Origin of the sequence: Rhizobium sullae (assembly GCF_900169785.1) — a bacterium.
Taxonomy (GTDB): domain Bacteria; phylum Pseudomonadota; class Alphaproteobacteria; order Rhizobiales; family Rhizobiaceae; genus Rhizobium; species Rhizobium sullae.
In genome coordinates this window covers 18221-37520 of sequence record NZ_FWER01000050.1, presented here as the reverse complement: position 1 = coordinate 37520, position 19300 = coordinate 18221, and the positions used below count along the sequence as shown (strand labels likewise).

17 protein-coding genes are annotated in these 19300 nt (G+C 57.9%); 4 read left to right on the top strand and 13 right to left on the bottom strand.

Translation table 11 applies throughout. The annotated features are described in order from the left end of the window. Positions 1–3: 3 nt before the first annotated feature. From BN1800_RS30520 to traI, 13 genes are all read right to left on the bottom strand, one after another. The gene (locus BN1800_RS30520) at positions 4–708 is read right to left on the bottom strand and encodes an autoinducer binding domain-containing protein (protein ID WP_087002837.1); all 705 of its coding nucleotides are present in this window, start codon (positions 706–708) and stop codon (positions 4–6) included. 310 nt (positions 709–1018) lie between these two features. Then, positions 1019–2317 carry an IncP-type conjugal transfer protein TrbI gene (gene trbI, locus BN1800_RS30515; RefSeq protein ID WP_087002835.1) on the bottom strand — a complete coding sequence of 433 codons (1299 nt, stop codon included), beginning with the start codon at positions 2315–2317 and terminating at the stop codon, positions 1019–1021. Positions 2318–2328: 11 nt separating this feature from the next. Continuing rightward, on the bottom strand, positions 2329–2769 hold the full coding sequence (trbH, locus tag BN1800_RS30510) for a conjugal transfer protein TrbH (RefSeq protein ID WP_087002833.1): 441 nt from the start codon (positions 2767–2769) through the stop codon (positions 2329–2331). Positions 2770–2772: 3 nt separating this feature from the next. Next, on the bottom strand, positions 2773–3585 hold the full coding sequence (gene trbG, locus BN1800_RS30505; RefSeq protein ID WP_087002831.1) for a P-type conjugative transfer protein TrbG: 813 nt from the start codon (positions 3583–3585) through the stop codon (positions 2773–2775). A gap of 17 nt (positions 3586–3602) precedes the next feature. Continuing rightward, on the bottom strand, positions 3603–4265 hold the full coding sequence (locus BN1800_RS30500; protein WP_034523051.1) for a conjugal transfer protein TrbF: 663 nt from the start codon (positions 4263–4265) through the stop codon (positions 3603–3605). Positions 4266–4285: 20 nt separating this feature from the next. Beyond that, positions 4286–5467 carry a P-type conjugative transfer protein TrbL gene (trbL, locus tag BN1800_RS30495; RefSeq protein ID WP_087002828.1) on the bottom strand — a complete coding sequence of 394 codons (1182 nt, stop codon included), beginning with the start codon at positions 5465–5467 and terminating at the stop codon, positions 4286–4288. Next, positions 5461–5661 carry an entry exclusion protein TrbK gene (gene trbK, locus BN1800_RS30490; RefSeq protein ID WP_087002826.1) on the bottom strand — a complete coding sequence of 67 codons (201 nt, stop codon included), beginning with the start codon at positions 5659–5661 and terminating at the stop codon, positions 5461–5463. Before trbK ends, trbL begins: the two co-directional genes overlap by 7 nt. Next, positions 5658–6455, bottom strand: coding sequence for a P-type conjugative transfer protein TrbJ (trbJ, locus tag BN1800_RS30485; RefSeq protein ID WP_087002824.1), 798 nt, complete (start codon positions 6453–6455; stop codon positions 5658–5660). The genes trbK and trbJ overlap by 4 nt, the downstream gene beginning before the upstream one ends. Continuing rightward, positions 6433–8883 (bottom strand): conjugal transfer protein TrbE, encoded by a 2451-nt coding sequence (locus BN1800_RS30480; protein WP_087002821.1) that lies wholly within the window; start codon positions 8881–8883, stop codon positions 6433–6435. Before BN1800_RS30480 ends, trbJ begins: the two co-directional genes overlap by 23 nt. Before the next feature lie 10 nt (positions 8884–8893). Continuing rightward, a complete protein-coding gene (locus BN1800_RS30475) occupies positions 8894–9193 on the bottom strand; it encodes a conjugal transfer protein TrbD (protein WP_087002820.1) in 300 nt (99 codons plus the stop codon). Further along, complete coding sequence (locus tag BN1800_RS30470) at positions 9186–9569, bottom strand: TrbC/VirB2 family protein (protein ID WP_087002818.1); 384 nt, start codon at positions 9567–9569, stop codon at positions 9186–9188. The genes BN1800_RS30475 and BN1800_RS30470 overlap by 8 nt, the downstream gene beginning before the upstream one ends. Next, complete coding sequence (gene trbB / locus BN1800_RS30465; protein WP_087002816.1) at positions 9559–10536, bottom strand: P-type conjugative transfer ATPase TrbB; 978 nt, start codon at positions 10534–10536, stop codon at positions 9559–9561. Before trbB ends, BN1800_RS30470 begins: the two co-directional genes overlap by 11 nt. Then, entirely contained in the window at positions 10533–11171 is a 639-nt protein-coding gene (gene traI, locus BN1800_RS30460) for an acyl-homoserine-lactone synthase (RefSeq protein WP_087002814.1), read from the bottom strand. Before traI ends, trbB begins: the two co-directional genes overlap by 4 nt. A 389-nt stretch (positions 11172–11560) precedes the next feature. Between traI and repA the strand changes: the two genes are divergently transcribed. From repA to BN1800_RS30440, 4 genes are all read left to right on the top strand, one after another. Beyond that, on the top strand, positions 11561–12751 hold the full coding sequence (gene repA / locus BN1800_RS30455; RefSeq protein WP_087002812.1) for a plasmid partitioning protein RepA: 1191 nt from the start codon (positions 11561–11563) through the stop codon (positions 12749–12751). 84 nt (positions 12752–12835) lie between these two features. Next, positions 12836–13831: a plasmid partitioning protein RepB gene (gene repB, locus BN1800_RS30450; RefSeq protein ID WP_087002810.1), complete on the top strand. Its 996-nt coding sequence runs from the start codon at positions 12836–12838 to the stop codon at positions 13829–13831. A gap of 155 nt (positions 13832–13986) precedes the next feature. Next, a complete protein-coding gene (gene repC / locus BN1800_RS30445; protein WP_087002808.1) occupies positions 13987–15231 on the top strand; it encodes a plasmid replication protein RepC in 1245 nt (414 codons plus the stop codon). 341 nt (positions 15232–15572) lie between these two features. Beyond that, positions 15573–19217 (top strand): hypothetical protein, encoded by a 3645-nt coding sequence (locus BN1800_RS30440; RefSeq protein ID WP_143534165.1) that lies wholly within the window; start codon positions 15573–15575, stop codon positions 19215–19217. Positions 19218–19300 lie beyond the last annotated feature (83 nt).

Here is a 19300-nt window from a genome sequence, read left to right as displayed (position 1 = left end):
CGGTCAAACCAACCCGTGATCTTTAGCAATTGCGACGAGCTGTGGGACGGTCGCAGCCTCAAGTTTTTCGCGCGCTTTATCAAGGTAGTGCTGCACTGTCCTCGGTTTGATCCCCGTTAGCATTGCGGTTTCCGGAGCGCTTTTACCCTTTGCCGCCCACATGAGGCACATTGCTTCTCTTGGTGAAAGCAACCGTCTCGGAGCGACAATGGTCGTCGCGGCGATAATCTTCAGGCAGTAATGGATCACCAGCACCGCTCGGATCGCTTGTTGCGCATCCCGCAGTTTTGAAACGTCAGCCGTCGGCGCCGAAGATGCAAACGTCAGCATCATCGTCGACCCGAAACTTCCTTCGACGGGGATCGTCACCCCACTCCGAATTCCGTACTCGATCGCCTGGTCCCGAAAACGCCTGAGTTCGGAGGTTCCACGAGCGGGCCAATCGTCGGCCGTCCAGGAAAACATTTCCATGCGACGCTTGGCTTCAGTAACGACCGGGTCGATGCGGGAGTAATGGCCTTCGAGATAAACACCCTGCCATTCCTCCGGATAGGAGTTGAATGTGCGGATTTCCAACCCCTCAGTCTGCAGATAAGCAAAACGGTCGAAGCCGCATGCGTGCGCAAATGTTTTCAAAGCACTTTTGATCATACGTTCATCATGCGCGGCTTCTGTCATATCGATGAGAGAGCGAAGGTCACCGTCCACTAACTTTTCTCCTTTTTTCGACGGTGCAAGCCTCCCACTCGTCGCGCCGTTCTGACGCCGCGAGGTACCGGTTGCCACCGTTCGGCTAGCCGGAACCACATGGGACATTGGACGATACGGCAATTGCTTCTACGCGAAGCAGATCCACGTTCGTTGCATCGCTTAGGTCTATTGACCTCTGCCGGGTATTCAACTCTTTCTGATCTAAAGACGACGATTTTATAGAGATTTTTAGTCACACCTGCGCCCCCGCGCGGAATGTACTTGCGACGTTCAGCGACAAGCGAAAATCTGAGCGTCCGTTAGCTGTTTAGCGGCCGCTATAGACAGAATGAAAAATAACATCCTGATCGACCAACACATTGAACTTGTAGCCCGGCCGGATGCGAATCGTCGGCTGAACGTTCAGATTCTTCGAGATCGTCTCTTCTGCTACGCGGCCAAATGACGCGGCAAAATTCCGTCTTGCTGCATCCGAAGCCGTGTCCTGCGTCGCGAGCGTCGAACTCTCAGGCATCGACATATCGGTACCCGCCCCGATGATTGCCACCAGGGCTGCAGAACCGAATGTTCTCCAGAGATGTCGGTCGACCTTGTCCTGGAAGCCGCCATAACCTTCAGCGTCAGTGCCCGCCATACCACCGATCTGCAGGGTAGACCCGTTCGGAAAAATGAGGTCCGTCCAGACGACGAGTACCCGTTCCTGGCCGAAAGACACCTTGGAATCGTAGCGACCGAAGAGCTTTGCGCCTTGCGGGATGAGAAGGCGATAACCGGTTGCGCTGTCGTAGACATTTTGGCTGACCTGAGCGGTAATGCGCCCCGGCAGGTCGGAATTGAGGCCGGTGATCAATGTCGCCGGGATGACTGAACCGCGCTTCAATTCGTTGGGTGACATCTGCGGCACGACCTGGTTCGGCAGGTAGCCGAGATCCTTGATGTCCTGATTAAAGAAGTCCTCCTTCGACGTCTGCCCGTTCTGATCGACGTTCTGCTCCATCAAGCCTGATTTCATGGCCGCGCCATAAAGGTCTGAGGCGCTGCTCGTCACGGCATTTGTCGGCTGGCGGACGGTGTCATTGGTGGAGATTGCAGCCTTCTCGACATCGGAGATGTCTACCTTTAGCGGCGAATCGAGCGCCGTGGAACGGGCCTGGAGACGCGCCATCCGTTGCCGCTGGGCTTCGCGCATATATTGTTCATCCTGCTCTCGCTTCAGGCGTGCCTTCCACTCCTCTTCGGATTCGAGCCTTTGTCGGCGATCTTGTCGATCTGTTGGTTGGCGCTCGAAGACCGGTTCCTGCTTTTCCTTTTTCTCCGCGACGACTGGCGTCGGTTGAAACACCTCCTGCTTTTCTGGGTCACCGATAATGCCGTCGGTGACACCCCGCTTAAGCTGATCGCCGAAACTGGTCGCAGGGCTGTTGGAAGCACCCTCGATGTCGCCATGATTGAAGGAAAGCCCGCGCAGTGACAGACCAATCACGACCACGCCGACGAACAGCACGATGACGATGATGGCGACGATGATCGGCAGGCGGTTGAGCCGGCGCATGCCATTCTGATCGTCGGCCTGGGCTGACGCGCCAAGTTGGAGCGACTGGACCATATTGCTCTCCGTCAGTTACGCTGCATGATCGAAAGCGGACTAGCCGGCGTGGCGCCTGCCGCCGTTGGTGTATAAGCACGTCCGAGAGCGATCGAAGGCGTCGAAACCCGCGCGAGCAGCTGCCCGTCGAATCCCTCAATTGCATAGGCAAGCTCGACCGGCTTGATGTCTTTGGCGACTTTGCCGTCCCTGACGACCGTATAACCCCGCCCCTTCAGGGCCGCCTCGAGGGCGGATGCGAACTCCGATGCGTCCGTCTCCATTTTGATCGTGGTCGTAGCACCGGCCGGGCCGATCTGTTCGGCCAGACGACTTGCCATGTCGCCGGCGATGGCGCTTGCAGCCGGTCCGGTGACGGCCACAGGTGTGGAACTGGTGGTCAGTGCGTCGTCCGCCGTTTGGCAACCGGAGAGCAGCGCGCCCACGACGAAATATGTGAGAAGCTTGCGCATGGTTCAGCCTCCCCGCCGGATGGTGATCTTCTGCTGCCGCCAACCGACACCGGAAACGAGGATCGCCTTGTCGATCGCATAGTCGACGGTCATCATGTCGTTCTTCATGCGATAGTTGACGATGCGATTTTGACCGCCGGAGACGACGAAAAGCACAGGCGCATCCTGGCCGGAGATCGACTTCGGGAACTGGATGTAGGTCTTCACCCCGTCCGAATAGACCCGCTTCGGTTTCCACGAAGCACCGCCGCTGATTGAATAGGAGAAGTTCAGCTTGTCCGGCGCGGTGCCCGGAATGCCGCCCGTTTCGAGACGGGTGTTGATGTCGGCGAGCTTGGTGGACACGTCTTCCGGATATTCGAAACCAACGCGCGCCATGTATTGGCTCGGATGGGACTTGAGCTGGATGTGATAGGTGCGCCGCGATGTCGTCACGACCATTGAGGTGAGAAGGCCTGGCTCCGACGGTTTGACGATGAGATGGATCGCCTGTCCGCCTGTGGCCCCCGAAGTGGCCGGCTCTACCTTCCAGCGCACGGTGTCGCCGACCATAACATCGCGAACGATCTCGCCACCCTGAAGTTCGATGTCGCAGACCTGCAGCGGCGAGCAGACGACGGAAGGTTGCGTTTCGCCGAACAGGAAGATCACCTTTCCGTCCGGTCCCGTCGTCACCAATCCCGGCGTGCCGCGCCACTTTTTGGAAAGATTTGTTCCTTTCACCTCGTTGCTCGTCATACTTTGCGCCTGCGCGCCCGCCGCAAGCAAGAGTCCGGCCATGCAGCCGGCGGCCGCGATCAATCCCGTTTTTTTCATTGAAAGAATCCCTACCCTTAAAGCTGTGCCGTCCAGTCGAAATCCCGGACGTAGAGGCCGATCGGATTGAGGCGGATCGTCGCCTCATCCTGTGGCGCGGTGAGCGTCACCGTTGCGATCCCGCGGAACCGCCGCGTGCCGGTTTCCTTGCCCTTGCGGTCCCGCTCGTATTCCGTCCAGTCGATCTGATAGGTCTGGTTCGAGAGCGCCACGATGTTGTTGACCTCGATGGCAACGGTCGAGGACTTTGCCTTCTCGAACGGAGAATTGCCTCGGAACCAGGCGTTGACCTTCTCCGTCGACGGATCGGAGGTGCGAAGAAGAGCGTAGGTGCGGTCGATATATTGCTTCTGTACCACCGCATCCGGCGTGATCGAGCGAAAGCTCGTGACGAAGTTGCCGAGTGTGGCGCGCACCACGCGGACATCGGCATACTCGATCTGCTCGGGGAAGCCTGCGGTGACCGCAGTTCCGAGCTTGTCGACCTCGACGATGTAAGGCACGAGCCTCACTTGCGTGCTGAGATACATCGCGTAGCTGAAGCCGATGACGGCCATTACCAGACCGAGGACACCAACAATCCGCCATGCGGCGGCTGCCTTCACATAGGAACCATAGCGTTCGCTCCATTCCTGGCGGGCGGCAAGGTATGGGTTTTCCGGGGCGCGGTTCGCTGCCATTTATTCTTCCCTTGTCTCGATTACGGTTTGTCGTTGCGTTCGGGAGGAGGCTTCGGTCCGCTATGACCGCCGCGCTGTTCATCGAGCTTCGCATTGGCCAGTCCGAGAATGGACCCGGCATAAGCGCCCGGAGAGCCGATTGCCTTTTCCTTCGCGGCTGATCCGGCTGCTTGCGCGCCGGAACTGAAGCTCGCGCCCATGCCGCGAAGAGCGGCACCTGCAACGGATGAACCAGCAGCTCGTGCGGCTTGCGCGGCCGCAAAGCCTGCGCCGGCGGCGCCGGCGGCGAGGAAGCCAGCGCCTGCGGCGAAAGACGCCGCCTGCCCGCCGTGGCGGATCGCTTCCATTCCTCCGGACACCGATGCGCCCTGGACAACGCCCTGGATGATGTTCGGGACATACATGGCGATGATGAAGACTACGACGGAAATACCGGCGATCGCCAAGGTCGTAACGAACTGGTCCGATGAGGCAGTCGGAGCTTGCGCAAGGCCAAGCAGGACGTTCGATCCGATCTTGGCGATCATCACCAAGGCCATGAGCTTCATGCCGACGCCGAAGGCATAGACGAGGTAGCGAACAGCAAAGTCTTTCGTGAAGGACGAACCACCCAGCCCGAGCATGATCATGCCGGCGAGCAGGCCGACATACATCTCGACCATGACCGACACGAAGATCGCTGCGACAAGCGAGAAGCAGATAACGACGATGCCCATCGCCAGCACCGCCGCGATCGCAAGCGCATTGTCTTCGAACACCCCGAACTGTGCCTGCTCCGACATCTGCGAGGCAACGCGGATGCCTGCATCGAACACTTCCGCGGGCGACGCTGAACCAGCGCCGGCGCCAATCTGGAAAAGACTGTCAACCACCGCTCGCGCAAAGGTCGGACCTTGGGTCAGAACGAATGCGAAGAACCCGATGAACATAATCCGCCGCACCAGTTCGGCGAACCAGCTGTCCAGCGAGGCTGACTGGATCGCCAGCCAGACGGCCGCAATGCCGATCTCGATCGTTGCGAGAATCCAGAATAAGGATTTCGCCGCCTCCATGATGGTGGTCTCCCACCCCCTCGCAGCAGACGAGACCTGGTTTTCCAGTTCCGTGAGGACCTGTCCCTCCTGCGCGAATGCGGGAACAGCATAGGCGAGGGAAAAGAGACCTGTAATCAGGAAAGAACGCGCAACAGTCACCTTTACCATCTCGGGCGCATCTCCTGGCCTTCCTTGATCGGCGGCAGCTCCTTGTCGGAGCCGAAGAATTTTTCCCGGACGGCGCGCTGCTCCTCGGTGAGCGCAGGTATTCCTGTGTTTCGGGAATTGATGATCAGCACTGTCATTGCAGACGATGCAGCGGCGACAGCCAACAGCAAGGCAATCAGGACGGGGCGGCTCACCAGCGCGGCTCCATTTTCTGGCCCTCCGGAACGCTCTTGACCTCGGCGTTGAAGAACTTTTCCCGCCGCGCCTGCGCCAGGTCCTTGTCGGTCTGTTCCGTCTGAAGCCATGTTCCCATCATTGTCATCTGTTGGGAGACGAGGCCGCGAAGCTTCTGCATTTGCGCGACTTGCTGAGCGGCGATCTCGTGCCCGACCTGCAAAGCCTTCATCTGCCCGTCAGCCGTCTCGGACATCGACCGCAATGAGGACATCGTGTCTTCCTCGCTGTCGAACTGGTCGGCCGTCAGGCTCGCGGCCTTCAGCGAGCTGGTGATCGTGTCACGGTTGGTGTCCGACCAGGACTGGTAAGTCGAGGAGAAGGTTGCGTTGCTCGGCAAATTCGTCTTGAGATCGGCGTAGCTCTGAAAGCGCTGCTGAAGAACGTCGTCCGCATTCCCCATGGAAAAGGCGATGCCCTGTCCCTGGTCGACGATACTGCGCAGCTGGTTGAGATCGCTTTCGACCTGCCCCCAGATATGATCAGGAAGCTGCGCGGTGTTTTGCAACATGTTCTCGTAGATCTTCAGCTGGTTCTGGATCTGCTCTGCAAGCTGGCTGATCTGCGTCAGCTGATTGTCGACCTGGATGCCGGAGCTTTTCATGAGATCGACAAGCTGCGCATTGTTGGCGAGCTGCGTCCATTCGGTCGCAGCGCCGGTGGCTGTCCCAGCTTGCACCGTGCCTGAGCCTCCAATCGTGAGAGCGGCGGCTGTTAAGCAGACGAGCCATCTACTTGAGTAGCGATGCGGCATCGTGAACTCCTCTCGTTTCAAGCCAGTGGATCGGCCATTCGTGGCCATGTTCGGATTTCAGTGCGCGGATGCGCTTGAGGTCCTCTTTGCCCGACGCGCCGACAAAGCTCAGTGCGATTGGCCCAAGCGACATGTCGAAGAGCCGCCGGCCGTCGGGGGTAGCGACGTAGTATTCACGTTTGGGGATCGAGCTCGAGACGATCTCGATCTGACGCTCGTTGAACCCTATTCGCTCATAGAATTCTCGCGTGCCCGACTCACGAGCGGCGCCATTCGGAAGGCAAATCTTGGTCGGGCAGGATTCCTTCAGCACGTCGATAATCCCGGATCGTTCGGCATCCGAGATCGATTGGGTCGCAAGAACGACGGCGCAATTTGCCTTGCGCAGCACCTTAAGCCACTCGCGTATCTTGTCGCGGAACACAGGGTGGCTGAGCATGAGCCACGCCTCGTCGAGGACGATCAGACTTGGCGACCCATCCAAACGCTTCTCGATCCGGCGGAACAGGTAGGTCAGCACTGGCACGAGATTGCGCTCGCCCATATTCATTAGTTGCTCGATCTCGAAGGTCTGGAAGGCGCCGAGCGTGAGGCCGTCCTCTTCCGCATCGAGAAGCTGCCCCATCGGGCCGTCGACGGTGTAGTGACGCAGTGCGTCCTTGATCTCGCGCAGCTGCACGCCGCTGACGAAATCCGAGAGCGAGCGACCGGATGCATTCGCCATCAGGCCGATCTGCCGAGAGATGGCGTTACGATGATCGGGGGTGATGGTGACGCCCTGCAGGCCGACCAGCATCTCGATCCATTCCGTCGCCCATGCCCGGTCGGCGTCACTCTTGAGCTCCGACAATGGGCAAAGGGCCAATGTTCCGCCCTCTTCCGCATTGTCCCCGCCGATCTCGTAGTGATCGCCGCCAGCAGCGAGCGTCAGGGGCAGAAGTGAACTGCCTTTGTCAAAGGCGAAGATCTGCGCATTTTCGTAGCGACGAAACTGCGCGGCGATCAGGGCGAGCAACGTCGACTTGCCAGAACCGGTCGGACCGAAGATCAGCGTGTGGCCGACATCATCGACGTGCAGGTTCAGACGAAACGCTGTCGAGCCGCTCGCAACCTGCATCAAGGGCGGCGAATTCGGTGGGTAAAAGGGGCATGGCGCGACGGGGTTTCCGGACCAGACCGAGTTCAGCGGAATCAAGTCGGCGAGATTGCTGGTGTTGATCAGCGGCTCACGGATGTTGCAATACCAGTTGCCTGGCAAGCTACCGAGATAGGCGTCGGTGGCGTTGAGCGTTTCAATCCGCGCCCCGAAACCTTCCGCCTGGATCAGCCGCCGGATCGCTTCGGCCTTCTCCTGGAGTGCTTCGCGATCGCTGTCGAACAACACAACGACCGGTGTGTAATAGCCATAGGCAACCAGTTGCGACGAGGCCTGCGCGATCGCATCCTCAGTCTCGACTACCATCGTCATCGCGTCCTGGTCGACGGATCGACTTTGTGTCTGGAATATCTGGTCAAAGAACGGCCGGACCTTCTGCTGCCATTTCTTCCGCGTCCGTTCGAGCTTTTGCCGGGCCTCCTCGGCATCAAGGAAAATGAAGCGCGATGACCACCGATAAGTCAGCGGCATCAGGTCTAGGCTGTTGAGAATACCGGGCCAGCTCTCGGCCGGCAGACCGTCGATCGCAACGACGCCGAGAAAAAGGTTTTCGACCTTTGGCGTCAGTCCGTGCTCAAGCTCCGCGGTGGCGATCCAGTCGAGATACATGGGAACGTCGGGTAGCCGGATTGGATGGCTTTCCCCGGTAGTGCAGAACCGCGCGAACTGCAGCAGCTCGTCGTATCGGGCAATTCGCTCGCCTCCCCTTTCGACCGTTTCACGGGTTTCCATTCGCCGGATCGAAAGCGTGTTGGCCAAATACTGCTCAAGCTCTCGCACCGCGTTCTTGAACACGAAGAGCACCGTGTCCGCGTAGGATTTTTTCCGGCTTTCCTCATCCGAATAGATGTATTTGCTGAGAGCAGTCTTTTTGGATTCGAGCGGCCGGTGGGTCAGGATCAGCGCATGCTTGCTCTCGAAATGCCCCTGCTCGCGCGCGAAATGCGCCCGACGCTCGGCATCGATTGCGCGGGTTACCGGGTCGGGGAAATGGCATCGATCTTCTGATGGATAGTCGACCGTTGGAATACGGATGGCCTCCACCTGGATCATCCAGCCGCTTCCGAGCCGCGACAGAACGGCATTGATCTGCCTCGACAGCTCGTTACGCTCGAGGTCGGTCGCGCTTTCGGAGTCCGGGCCAGCGAAATACCAGCCGGCCATCAGGCTTCCGTCCTTCAAGAGGAGGACACCATTGTCGACCAGGCCGGCATAGGGAACGAGATCGGCGAAGGAAGGGCCGGTCACCCGGAAGCGTTTGAGAGCTACCATGGCCGCCTCCTCAGTACCGTCGCCACGGCGTAGTGGTTGCCTTGTAGTAGAGCTTGTAGGAAATGTGCCTGATATAGACTTGCCGCATCAGTGGGTCGGACTTCGCCATCATCCTGAGCAGCCCGACGATCACGACCCAGACAGTGACGCCGAAGATCGCCGAATAGGCCGTAAGCACGACGAAGATCAGGATCACTGCTGCAAGACCGGTGATCAGGACCAGCTCCCGGTCGGCGCCCATGAGCAGGTTCGGGCGAGAGAGCGCGCGATGGATGCGGTTACGCCGCAGGCCGGACAGGGACTCAGCCATGATCTCCCTCCCCTCCTCTGTTCGAACCAATTGACGTGATCTGCTCGTCGGTCAGCCCGATCGAAGCGCCGGTCGCACCGAACAGGCCGACAATGTTGGTGGCGCCGAGCAGGATGCCGGCGACAAGAACGACGTACACAAGTCGCCGCGCGAAATCGTTGAGCTCGCCGCCGAAGATGAGCATGCCGCCGGCGATGGCCACGGCTGCAAGCGCGATCGCACCCGCGACCGGGCCGGTTATCGATTCCTGAATCTGCTGCAGTGGCCCTTCCCATGGGAGGCTGCCGCCGGAACTGGCGAGCGCCGGCGCGACAGAGGCAAGAACGATTGGCGCCGCCGCGAGCGCGGCCGCGATGAGGGTATGCTTACGCGACATGGCGCGCCTCCTGTTCTTCAGTGGGCTGATCGGATTCGATCTCATACTGTCCGTTGATGAACCGCTCGACTTGAATGATGTCGCGAACCAGCCGCCCCCGCGGTGTCCGCTCGATCGAAATGACCAGGTCGACCGCCTCTCCGATCACCTCGTGCATCGGCTGCTGGCTTGCCTCGGCCGTCAGCTGTTCAAGCCGACGCAGCGCCGACATGGCGGTGTTCGAGTGGATGGTCGCCACGCCGCCCGGGTGGCCGGTGTTCCAGGCCTTGAGCAACGTCAGGGCCGCGCCGTCGCGAACTTCGCCAACGACGATCCTGTCGGGGCGCAGCCGCATCGTGCTCTTGAGGAGCCGCGCCATGTCGATCGTATCGCTGGTATGGAGGAGAACGGCGTTCTCGGCTGCGCACTGGATTTCGGCGGTGTCTTCGAGAATGACGAGGCGATCGTCTGGTGCGGATTTGACGATCTCTCGGATCACAGCGTTCGCAAGCGTCGTCTTGCCCGAGCCCGTTCCCCCGGAAATGATGATGTTCAGCCTCGTGGAAATGGCACTGCGGATCGTTGCGGCTTGGTATTCTGTCATCACGCCGGCGCAAATATAGTCTTCGAGCGGAATGAGGCGTGATGCCCGGCGACGAATCGCGAAGGCAGGCTTGGTGACAACGGGGGGCAACAGTCCCTCAAAGCGATGGCCACCGATTGGCAGCTCGCCGGAGATGATGGGCTGTTCCATGTCGACCTCTGACTGCAGCGCGTGCGCCACTGTACCAATGACCATCTCGGCGGCAGCGGATGACATCTCGCCGGCGGGCGCAACGCCGTGACCTAGCCGTTCGATGAACAGCTTTCCGTCTGGATTGAGCATAATCTCGACGACATTCACGTCATCCAGGGCAACACAAAGCTGATCGCCGAGCGCATCCTGAAGTTTGCGGACGAGCCGAGGGTGAGAGCGAAGCTGGTTCACGTATTTCTCCTTAGGCTGCCAGGCTGACAGGGGGCGAGTTCAGAACGGTAGTTGGAGGGGCGAAGCCTGAGGAACGTATCTGCGTCGGCGGACAGCGTGCCTGCTACGGCCATCGTCACGCCGATCTTCTTGGGTTCGCCTAAACGATGCAGCTGCCACCCAACGCGAGCGAGGATCCGCTCAAACCGAAGATCGGTCACCGTAACAATCTCAGTGTACGCATTCGCCATGCACCATTCGATGATGCCAGCGAACATGGTGAGCGTCGCTTCATGGACCGAGCCGTCCGCCCTCCCCCCCGTGAGAGCCGTATCGACGCAGAACCGGGAACTCTCGATCATCGCGGCATGACAGTTGAGCTGACCGTCGGGGAGAAGCGAGGGGAAAACATCGGCTACCATCGTCGGACCAAGCGCCGGAAGAAGTCTCGCGCACCCAGCCAATTGGCCGGTCTCGGCGATGGCGAGAACATAGGTCGGTCGAAGCGCGTCAAAGCCATCGGACTCGTACCCCGCCGTTACGTCCACCTCCCAACCGAGGCGGTCGGAAAAAACCCGCGCACGTAGCTGGTAGTGGAGGTGAAGGAGGTGAGCCTCTTGAATCGTCCGGGGTGCTGAAAACGCGAGAACCTGCATGAACTTTCTCCGTCGTTGTTGGTGGCGGCGAAATCAGCACAGAATTGAATCGAGAGGCAGTTGTAGGATCCTACAAGTCGCACTCACGCGAGTCGGCAAGGAAAAGCGATAAGGGGTGATCGAGGGGGCCTTGCGCGGCCACATAAACGCGGGGCGCATTGTAGGATTCACAGTAAAACGGACCATGAACGCGGCGGGCCATCCCCCTAGCTAAATCCGTGAAAACGCAAGGAAAAGAAGCTATGGGTCTGCAACCCGTCGATTTTGCCTTAACCCTTTGTTAACCTTAATTCTCTTGCGGCTATCTGAGAATCGGGAGATAGTTGCGAAAATTATGGCTATGGGGCCATTTTTTCGAAAGTTCAGCCTCCCGGGAAATAGTTTGCAAAATGAGCCATCAGCAGCCTAATCGTTTTGATATCGAGATTGCCCAGCAAGGGGCAAAGATCTCAAACGCGTTGCATATGCTGCGCAGCCAACAGTATCCGCCAGATGCTCGCAAGGGACTGCGCAAGTTCCAATTGGGAGAGGTCGCTGACTTCATCGGGGTCACCCAAAGCCATCTTCGACAGATTCATTCGGAAGGTAAGGGTCCCGAGATAGAATCGGTCAGTGGGCGGCGCTACTACACGGCTGACCAGATGCTCGAGCTTCGTGATTATCTGGAGGCCAATAAAAAATCTGATAAGAGATACTACGTTCCCCGTCGTCGTGAAGGCGAGCCGATGCAGGTCGTATCGGTCGTGAATTTCAAGGGCGGGAGCGGGAAGACGACGACCGCCGCGCACCTTGCTCAATATCTCGCTCTCACCGGCCATCGCGTACTGGCGGTCGACCTGGATCCGCAGGCATCGCTGACTTCCCTGTTTGGAATCCAACCTGAACTCGATGATACGGCCTCCCTTTACGAGGCGCTTCGTTTCGATGATGAACGGAGGTCGATCGCGGAAGTCATCCAGCCAACGAACATTCCTGGCCTGGACGTGGTTCCTGCAAATCTGGTCCTGCAGGAGTATGAGTATGATGTTCCCCTGGCAATCTCCTCCAAGAAGGGTGAGGACGGCCGACTGTTCTATATGCGCATTTTCAACGCGCTGAAGCAGGTGGACGACAGGTACGATGTCGTGGTCATCGATTGCCCACCACAACTGGGATACCTGACGATAACGGCGCTCATGGCCTCGACAGGCATTCTGATTACGATCCATCCTCAGATGCTGGACATCATGTCGATGAGCCAATTTCTGATGATGTTAGGCGGAATTATGGGCCCCGTCGCAGAGGCTGGCGCTGAAATGCGTGTTGAGTGGTTCCGCTATCTTGTAACTCGCTTCGAGCCGACGGACATTCCACAGGCACAGATGGTCGGATTCATGCAATCCATGTTCGCCCAGCAGATGTTGCGAAACCACGTCCTGAAATCGACGGCAATTTCCGATGCTTCAATAAAGAAGCAGACCTTATACGAGGTAGAGCGGGGTGATTTCGTCCGGTCTACCTATGACCGGGCGATGGAAAGCCTGAACGCAGCCAACGGCGAAATCATGGAACTAATCCACGGCGCATGGGGGCGGAAATGACGTATTTGTCAGCCGTTTTTTCGCGGGGATTTATGAGTCATATCAATTTCTTGGCGACGTTGAAAGCGAGTTTGGAGGCCGGCTATGGCGCGTGAAAATCCTTTTGCGAAGCTGGACATGGCTTCCATCGCTTCTAACCAGACACCGACAAAGCCTGGGTACGGCATGACGGGGGCAGCAAAGACTGTCGTTCGCTCCATCGAGGACTTGGCCGAGAACACCAAGAAGCTGATGGAAGGCGAGGTGATCGTGGATCTGGATCCGCGGTTGATTGACGTTTCGTTTGTCGCCGATCGCCTTTCCGACGATGGCGAGGAGTACCAGGAGCTAAAGCAGGCGATCAAGACATCCGGCCAGACAACGCCCATTCTGGTTCGACCCAGTCAGGCAGATAGCCAGCGGTTCATGGTGGTCTTTGGTCACCGCCGTCTGAAAGTCGCCAACGAACTTGGCATTCCGGTCAAGGCAGTCGTCAAGAAACTGGACGACATCACGTCAGCAATCGCCCAAGGGCAAGAAAATTCCGCCCGCTCGAATCTGTCGTTCATCGAGCGCGCTTACTTCGCACAGAACCTACTCGCGTCCGGAATGACGAAGGATGTGGTTCGGTCGTCGCTCGCGATCGATGAGGCGATGCTCTCAAAGATGCTTGGTGTTGTGGAGGCAGTTCCAGCCTCGGTCCTCAAGCTGCTTGGAGCATCCAAGAAGATCGGACGTGACAAGTGGCTGAGCCTCCGTCAATTGGTTCTCGCCCCTGCCCTCTTGAAGGCAGCTACGGAACATGCAGGAACCGCGGAGTTCGCTGAGCTGACAGAGGACAAGCGGTTCGATGAACTTCATGACTACCTGAAGCGCTACAAGGTCAAATCGGCTGCAAAAAAACCCAAGTCCACTGTGTCCGGGAAGGTTTGGACGTCGAGCGATACATCACTGGATTTCGTGATGAACGCCAAACCAAAGAAGGTTGCGATCGAGCTTTCGAATGTGGAAGCGAAGCCCTTCAGCGAGTGGCTTTCAGCCCACATGGACCGCCTGTACGACGAGTACAGGGGATCGAAGCAGGAAAACAACGGAGAATAAACCGCAAAAGAAAAAGGCCCCCAAACGGTAAACCGTGGAAGCCTCTCTCGTATCTCTCGCAGGATTGAGAATCGCATTTCCCGGAATCACAGTCAAGAGTCTTGGCACCGATTTGGTGAGCGGATTTCCTTTGCCTGAAGAAAGGTGAAAGAAAAATGCAAACGGGACATGTAACGACGCCCTTTGGGCGGCGGCCGGCGACGCTTGCCTTGGTGAAAGGGCAATTGGCGATCGCGGCTTCAACGCCAGGCACGCGTGTCGAAAAGTGGAAAGTATTTCGCGATGTGTGCGAAGCGAGGGAACGCTTTGGCCTGCAAGACAGAGCGCTTGCCGTTCTCGATGCCCTTTTGACGTTCTACCCTGATCCACAGCTCGATGGCGAGAACGGACTTGTTGTATTTCCATCCAATGCGCAGCTGTCCGTTCGCGCTCACGGGATTACCGAGAGTACACTGCGCCGCCAACTCGGAGCACTCGTCGATGCAGGACTTATCCAGCGTCGTGATAGTCCAAACGGAAAACGTTATGCACACCGCGATCGAGCTGGGGTGATCGAACAGGCTTACGGCTTTGATCTGAGCCCGCTGCTTGCGCGTGCGACCGAGCTTGCCTTGCTGGCTCAGGACGTAGCCGCGGAGCGTATGCGCTTTCGCCGGGCGAAGGAAGCACTCACGATCTGCCGCCGAGATGTCCGCAAGTTGATAACAGCTGCGATTGAGGAAGGCGCTCCCGGCAATTGGGAGCATGTCGAAATGATGTATATTGGAATTCTGGGACGGCATCCTCGCTATCCGGACAGAAATCAAGTCGAAGCCACACTCGATGAGATGGAGCTCTTGCGTTCTGAGGCACTCAACCTTCTGGAAATGCAATCAGAAACCAAAAATATGCACGGCAATGCCATCCCGAATGACCGCCACATACAGAATTCAAATACCGAATCTATAAATGAATTTGAACCTAGCTCCGAAAAAGAGCAGGGCGAGAGCGTGCCGGAAGAGCCTCAAGCAACGAGTGTGACGCCTGGAGAGACGAAGGCAAAGCTCGAACAGATCAAAGTGTTCCCGCTGGGAATGGTTCTTCGAGCTTGTCCGCAGATTGGAGACTATGGGCCGGGGGGCGGCGTTGCACATTGGCGAGAGCTGATGACTGCGGCCGTGGTGGTCCGCTCGATGTTGGGTGTCAGCCCGTCAGCCTATGAGGAGGCCTGCAATGCGATGGGGCCAGAAAATGCCGCAGTGGCTATGGCGTGCATTCTCGAGCGATCAAACTTCATAAATTCTGCTGGAGGCTATCTTCGCGACCTAACGAAACGCGCGGAACGTGGGGAATTCTCGCTTGGACCGATGCTGATGTCTCTGTTGAAGGCAAACGGTGATACCATACGTCGCGTGGGATAGACGCAAACCGCCAAATTAGTTATTACGATGCCGATCCGGCTATTTTCTCAATCCCGATTGTCAGCCGTTTTTTTTTTAAGATATTCAAGCAAATACAGATAATTAGAGGAAATGAAGCAGGTTAATCCCCCAAGTTGCCTAGAAGGCTGGGGACGAAGTTGGCAGCCTCCCAAAAAGAGTTGCCTAACATTACCAGCACGATCGACTTGAGGTACCCATCATGTTGTAAAAATGCTGGAGCGAGATTGCGATTGTTAACTGGAAAGCTACATGACCAATTAGGGGAGGGCCTTCACCTTAATGCCCTGGCTACGCGGCAGGCGAAACTGTGTGCGCGGCTAGTGAAGTTCGACGGCCTCCACCTCGTCCAGACGCTATCGGGTCTGTCGACGATCCCCGAAAACCAGGTTGCCACGTACCGGATCGAGGCCTTGATCCATCTTGCCGTCGCTTTCTGCCGGGGAACGCAAATCCCGTCTGATGCTCAGATCCGTGAGTGGCTCAATGATGACCTGCTTCAAGACCCTCTTGGCCTCGGTGAGGATCCTGTCGAAGATGTTTTTGCCACCGTCGTGCCAGCATGGGGAGGCGGCGTCGTCCTGCTCGAAGGCTCTTGGATTGATAACGGGTACTACCTTCAGAACCTCCTGGCTGCCCTGCTCCGTTTGCCCGATGAGGAATGGGCTCAAGCCGCCTATCACCACGTGATGGCCATTCTCCAAATTGCCCGCGGGGTTTCGGAGCGAACCGGTGTCAAACGCTATGGCAAATGTGCGTCCCGCCCTGGAAAAAAAGTCACCGTTTCGCCAGGTACAGCCGAGGCAACGCGGTCGGCCGCGCGGTTCAGCGTCCAGGACCTGGAAAACCTTCGTATTCATGCTTGGCAAATCGCCCCCTTTGTTCTTGCAGACAATGAGCGCGACGTCATTGGGTCAGACGTGCTCGGGCATTCGGTCCTGGAGCGGTACCCATTGCTGAGGCAGGGAAACGACTGGCTCCTCGCCTTGCCGACCGCAATCGGGGCAGCAGCACGCCGCTTTATTCTGGAGTTTGCCCAATCGGAGAACGCGTTGCCGCGCCTCGAGGCCGCGCTCCGTGCTGTCGAGCTTCAGGACGTTCGGACATTTTTCGCATCAAATCTTGGCTTCAGCAATCGGATTTCGGATGACGATCTGGAGCAGCTGAATTCGCGCACCACCCTAATTAGGACGACATTCGGAGATGGCTGCCATGCTGTTATTGTGCACATTGGCGACGATCTTACCGAGACACTGCAAACAGGACTGCTCGGAGTATCCGAGGTGGGCGAAGGAGTGATGGAATCGGTTCGCGACGCTGAAACCGAACTTGCAAGTCGCCCCAACTATCGGCACGGGCTAACTCTTTTCGTCCATGGCGGAGTAGGGCGAGGATCTGCTAGAGATGCTGCATCTTCTCCGGCCAGTTGGCATCACGTCGACTTGTCGCTGAGCGATGGGTTAAGAATGAGCTGGGATGGGGACTTCACCGCGAAGCGGATCTGGAAAATCCTGGAGCAACAGGAGAAGCTTCACTCGCGCGGTTGGCAAATCGAAAACCCTTACGGCTTCATCAATCTCTACGGTTATCTGCAGGAACGCAATTTTGAAGTTGTGCCCGTCGAATTGCCGTTGTCAGGGATAGCGACCCTCGACGGTGGTTACGCCGGTCTGGCGCGTCATCGAATAAGAACGGAGAGCGACTACCATCTCACTATAGGACCGGACGGGCGGTCGCTCATCGAGGTGCAAAGGCGTTCCACGTCCTCGTACTTCAAGGAAGTCAGTCAACTCCCCATTTTCGTTTCGCCGATGGATGCTCTCCAGGACAAATTGCGCGTTGTCGTCGAAACAGAGCAGAGACCGTGGTGGATCGACCAGGAATTCGGACCGTTTGGCATTCGGGCGTTGACCCTGAACATCTGGGACGCGGCACAGAAATGGCTGCTCAGGTTGGCGCCTCTTTTAGAGCATGAGCTGACAACCCTGCCGGCCGGCCCGGTTGCGATGGAATTACTGTTCTCTGATCTTGAAGACCTGTCACAACTGGCCCCGATCGCTGCCGATCAGCTCGCGCGTCCGAATGTGACAGTGTCGAGCGGCGTGATCAGGATCGATTCAAGGATTGCCAGTCTATGTGGTTACATCCACGAGACGAACATTGCGGAGCGTTATCTCATCGCAGCGATGGCGCTTGGCGCCAGCCAGCTGGCGGGATTGCCTCGCTCAGTCGATTGGGCGGACGAGCTCGCTGTAAGGATTGCTGGCACTAAGGACGCCCGTTTTGCACATGCGATCCCGGCAGGAGACCCCGAGCAGATGATCCAGGCGGCGTTGCCCCTACCGACGCCGCTCTATCAATCAGACGAAGACCGGGCCTGGTCCGACCTCGGGCTGGCGACGCTAGCTGGCGCAACGGGGCGTGGGATTGTTGAGCAAGGCAATGTCAAATCTCTGCTACATGCTGCGGTGATTCGGCTTTGGGATAGAATCCGTGCTCGGCTGGCAACGATTGATCGACGAAGTCTGGTCGTGAAAGCGGTTGTTAACCATGAGGCTATCGATCGGGATAGAGCCGAGTGGGGCCAGACCGCTGCAGCGCTTCTTGCCCTGCACAAGGATCAGGGAGATGTCCTGTCTACACACAATGAGCAGGAGGGGAAGCGGGCTTCGGCCGGAGTGGCCAGCCGAGCGATGGCGGAAATGGCGTTGTGTACCTGCCCGACCGAAGGCGGCATTTCCTGCACGGAGATCGACTTCGACCAACTGCTTGCGGAAGTCTGCACACTGATAGACTGTGCGACGCAAAGCGATGCCTACTACTACGGTTTGGCAACAGGTCCTCTTAGGGTCACACCGAGTGGATGCTTCCTCTTTGATAAGGGTTTCTACGATCAGCTGCATAAGCCCTATACTCACGCGCACGGTGACCGCGCCTTTCGCGATGCGGCCGCAGGCTACGCGGATTCATTTGACAAATCCGAGCCTGACGCGCGGAGCCCCACAGCTCCGGTGCTCGATCCCGACCTCATCGCGGGGGTGCGCGCTGAGTTCGGCATGGGGCTAGCGGAGCTCATCGAGCTGTCGCACAGCGTGGCGGAAATGGCACTCGGAAATGGTGATATCCTGGTCTCGATGACCAGAACCGAATTTCGTGGACTGCTGGCTGATCTCGGCACCGATGTCGACGTTGATCGCGCCTACGTATCTCTCACCTTAAGGCCGAGGGCCCAGTGGGACGAGTTAAAGCCGGAAGGCGCCCGTCCGCGGGATTGGGAGCCTTGGAGAATGAACAGGAAGCTGTCGCTGACGCGACGCCCGTTTGTTCAGTTGAGCGATGGCGAGGACCCCGAAATCCTGATTTCTTCGGTACTCCTGTTACGAGTCGTTCGGCGCTACTTCGAGGTTATCGAAGGCAGGTTAGGAGCCGAATTATTCGATACCAAAGAGATCGGAAAATGGATCGGCAAAGTCGTCGATCAGCGCGGGCATGCCTTCAATCATTCCGTTGCGGCGCGATTGACGGAGCTTGGCCTGACGGCACTGCCCGATCAGCTGATGACACAGTTCCACGGAAAGAAGGAACTTGGAGATGTAGACGTGCTCGCCTGGAACAAGGAGGGTGATGTCTGGATCATTGAGTGCAAACGGCTGCTGCTCGATCGAACGGTTGGTGAAGTTGGTGAACGTCTTGCTGATTACACGACTACGGGAATGCGAAACGGCAAGCGGACGCCAATCCAGAAGCATCTCGATCGCATCAGCTTTTTCAAGAATGACCCAGGCGTTTTGACCAAACTGACAGGCATTGCCCCGGCGAAAATTCGCCTCCGGTCTGCGCTCGTGACGAGCGGCATCGTTCCTATGCAATTTGCAAAAGCAATGTCCCAGCTCGTCAATATCGCGACGGACTATAGAAGTATGGGAGCCGCGGGGTTCACGCCTAGTGGATGCGCGGAGCTACCATAGCGCCCTAAAGCATTTGCGCTGCCCGGCCGCTGCGTCGGGCTGCGCTAAATTCATTTAGACCGAAGCCGCGAAGCATATGTGCA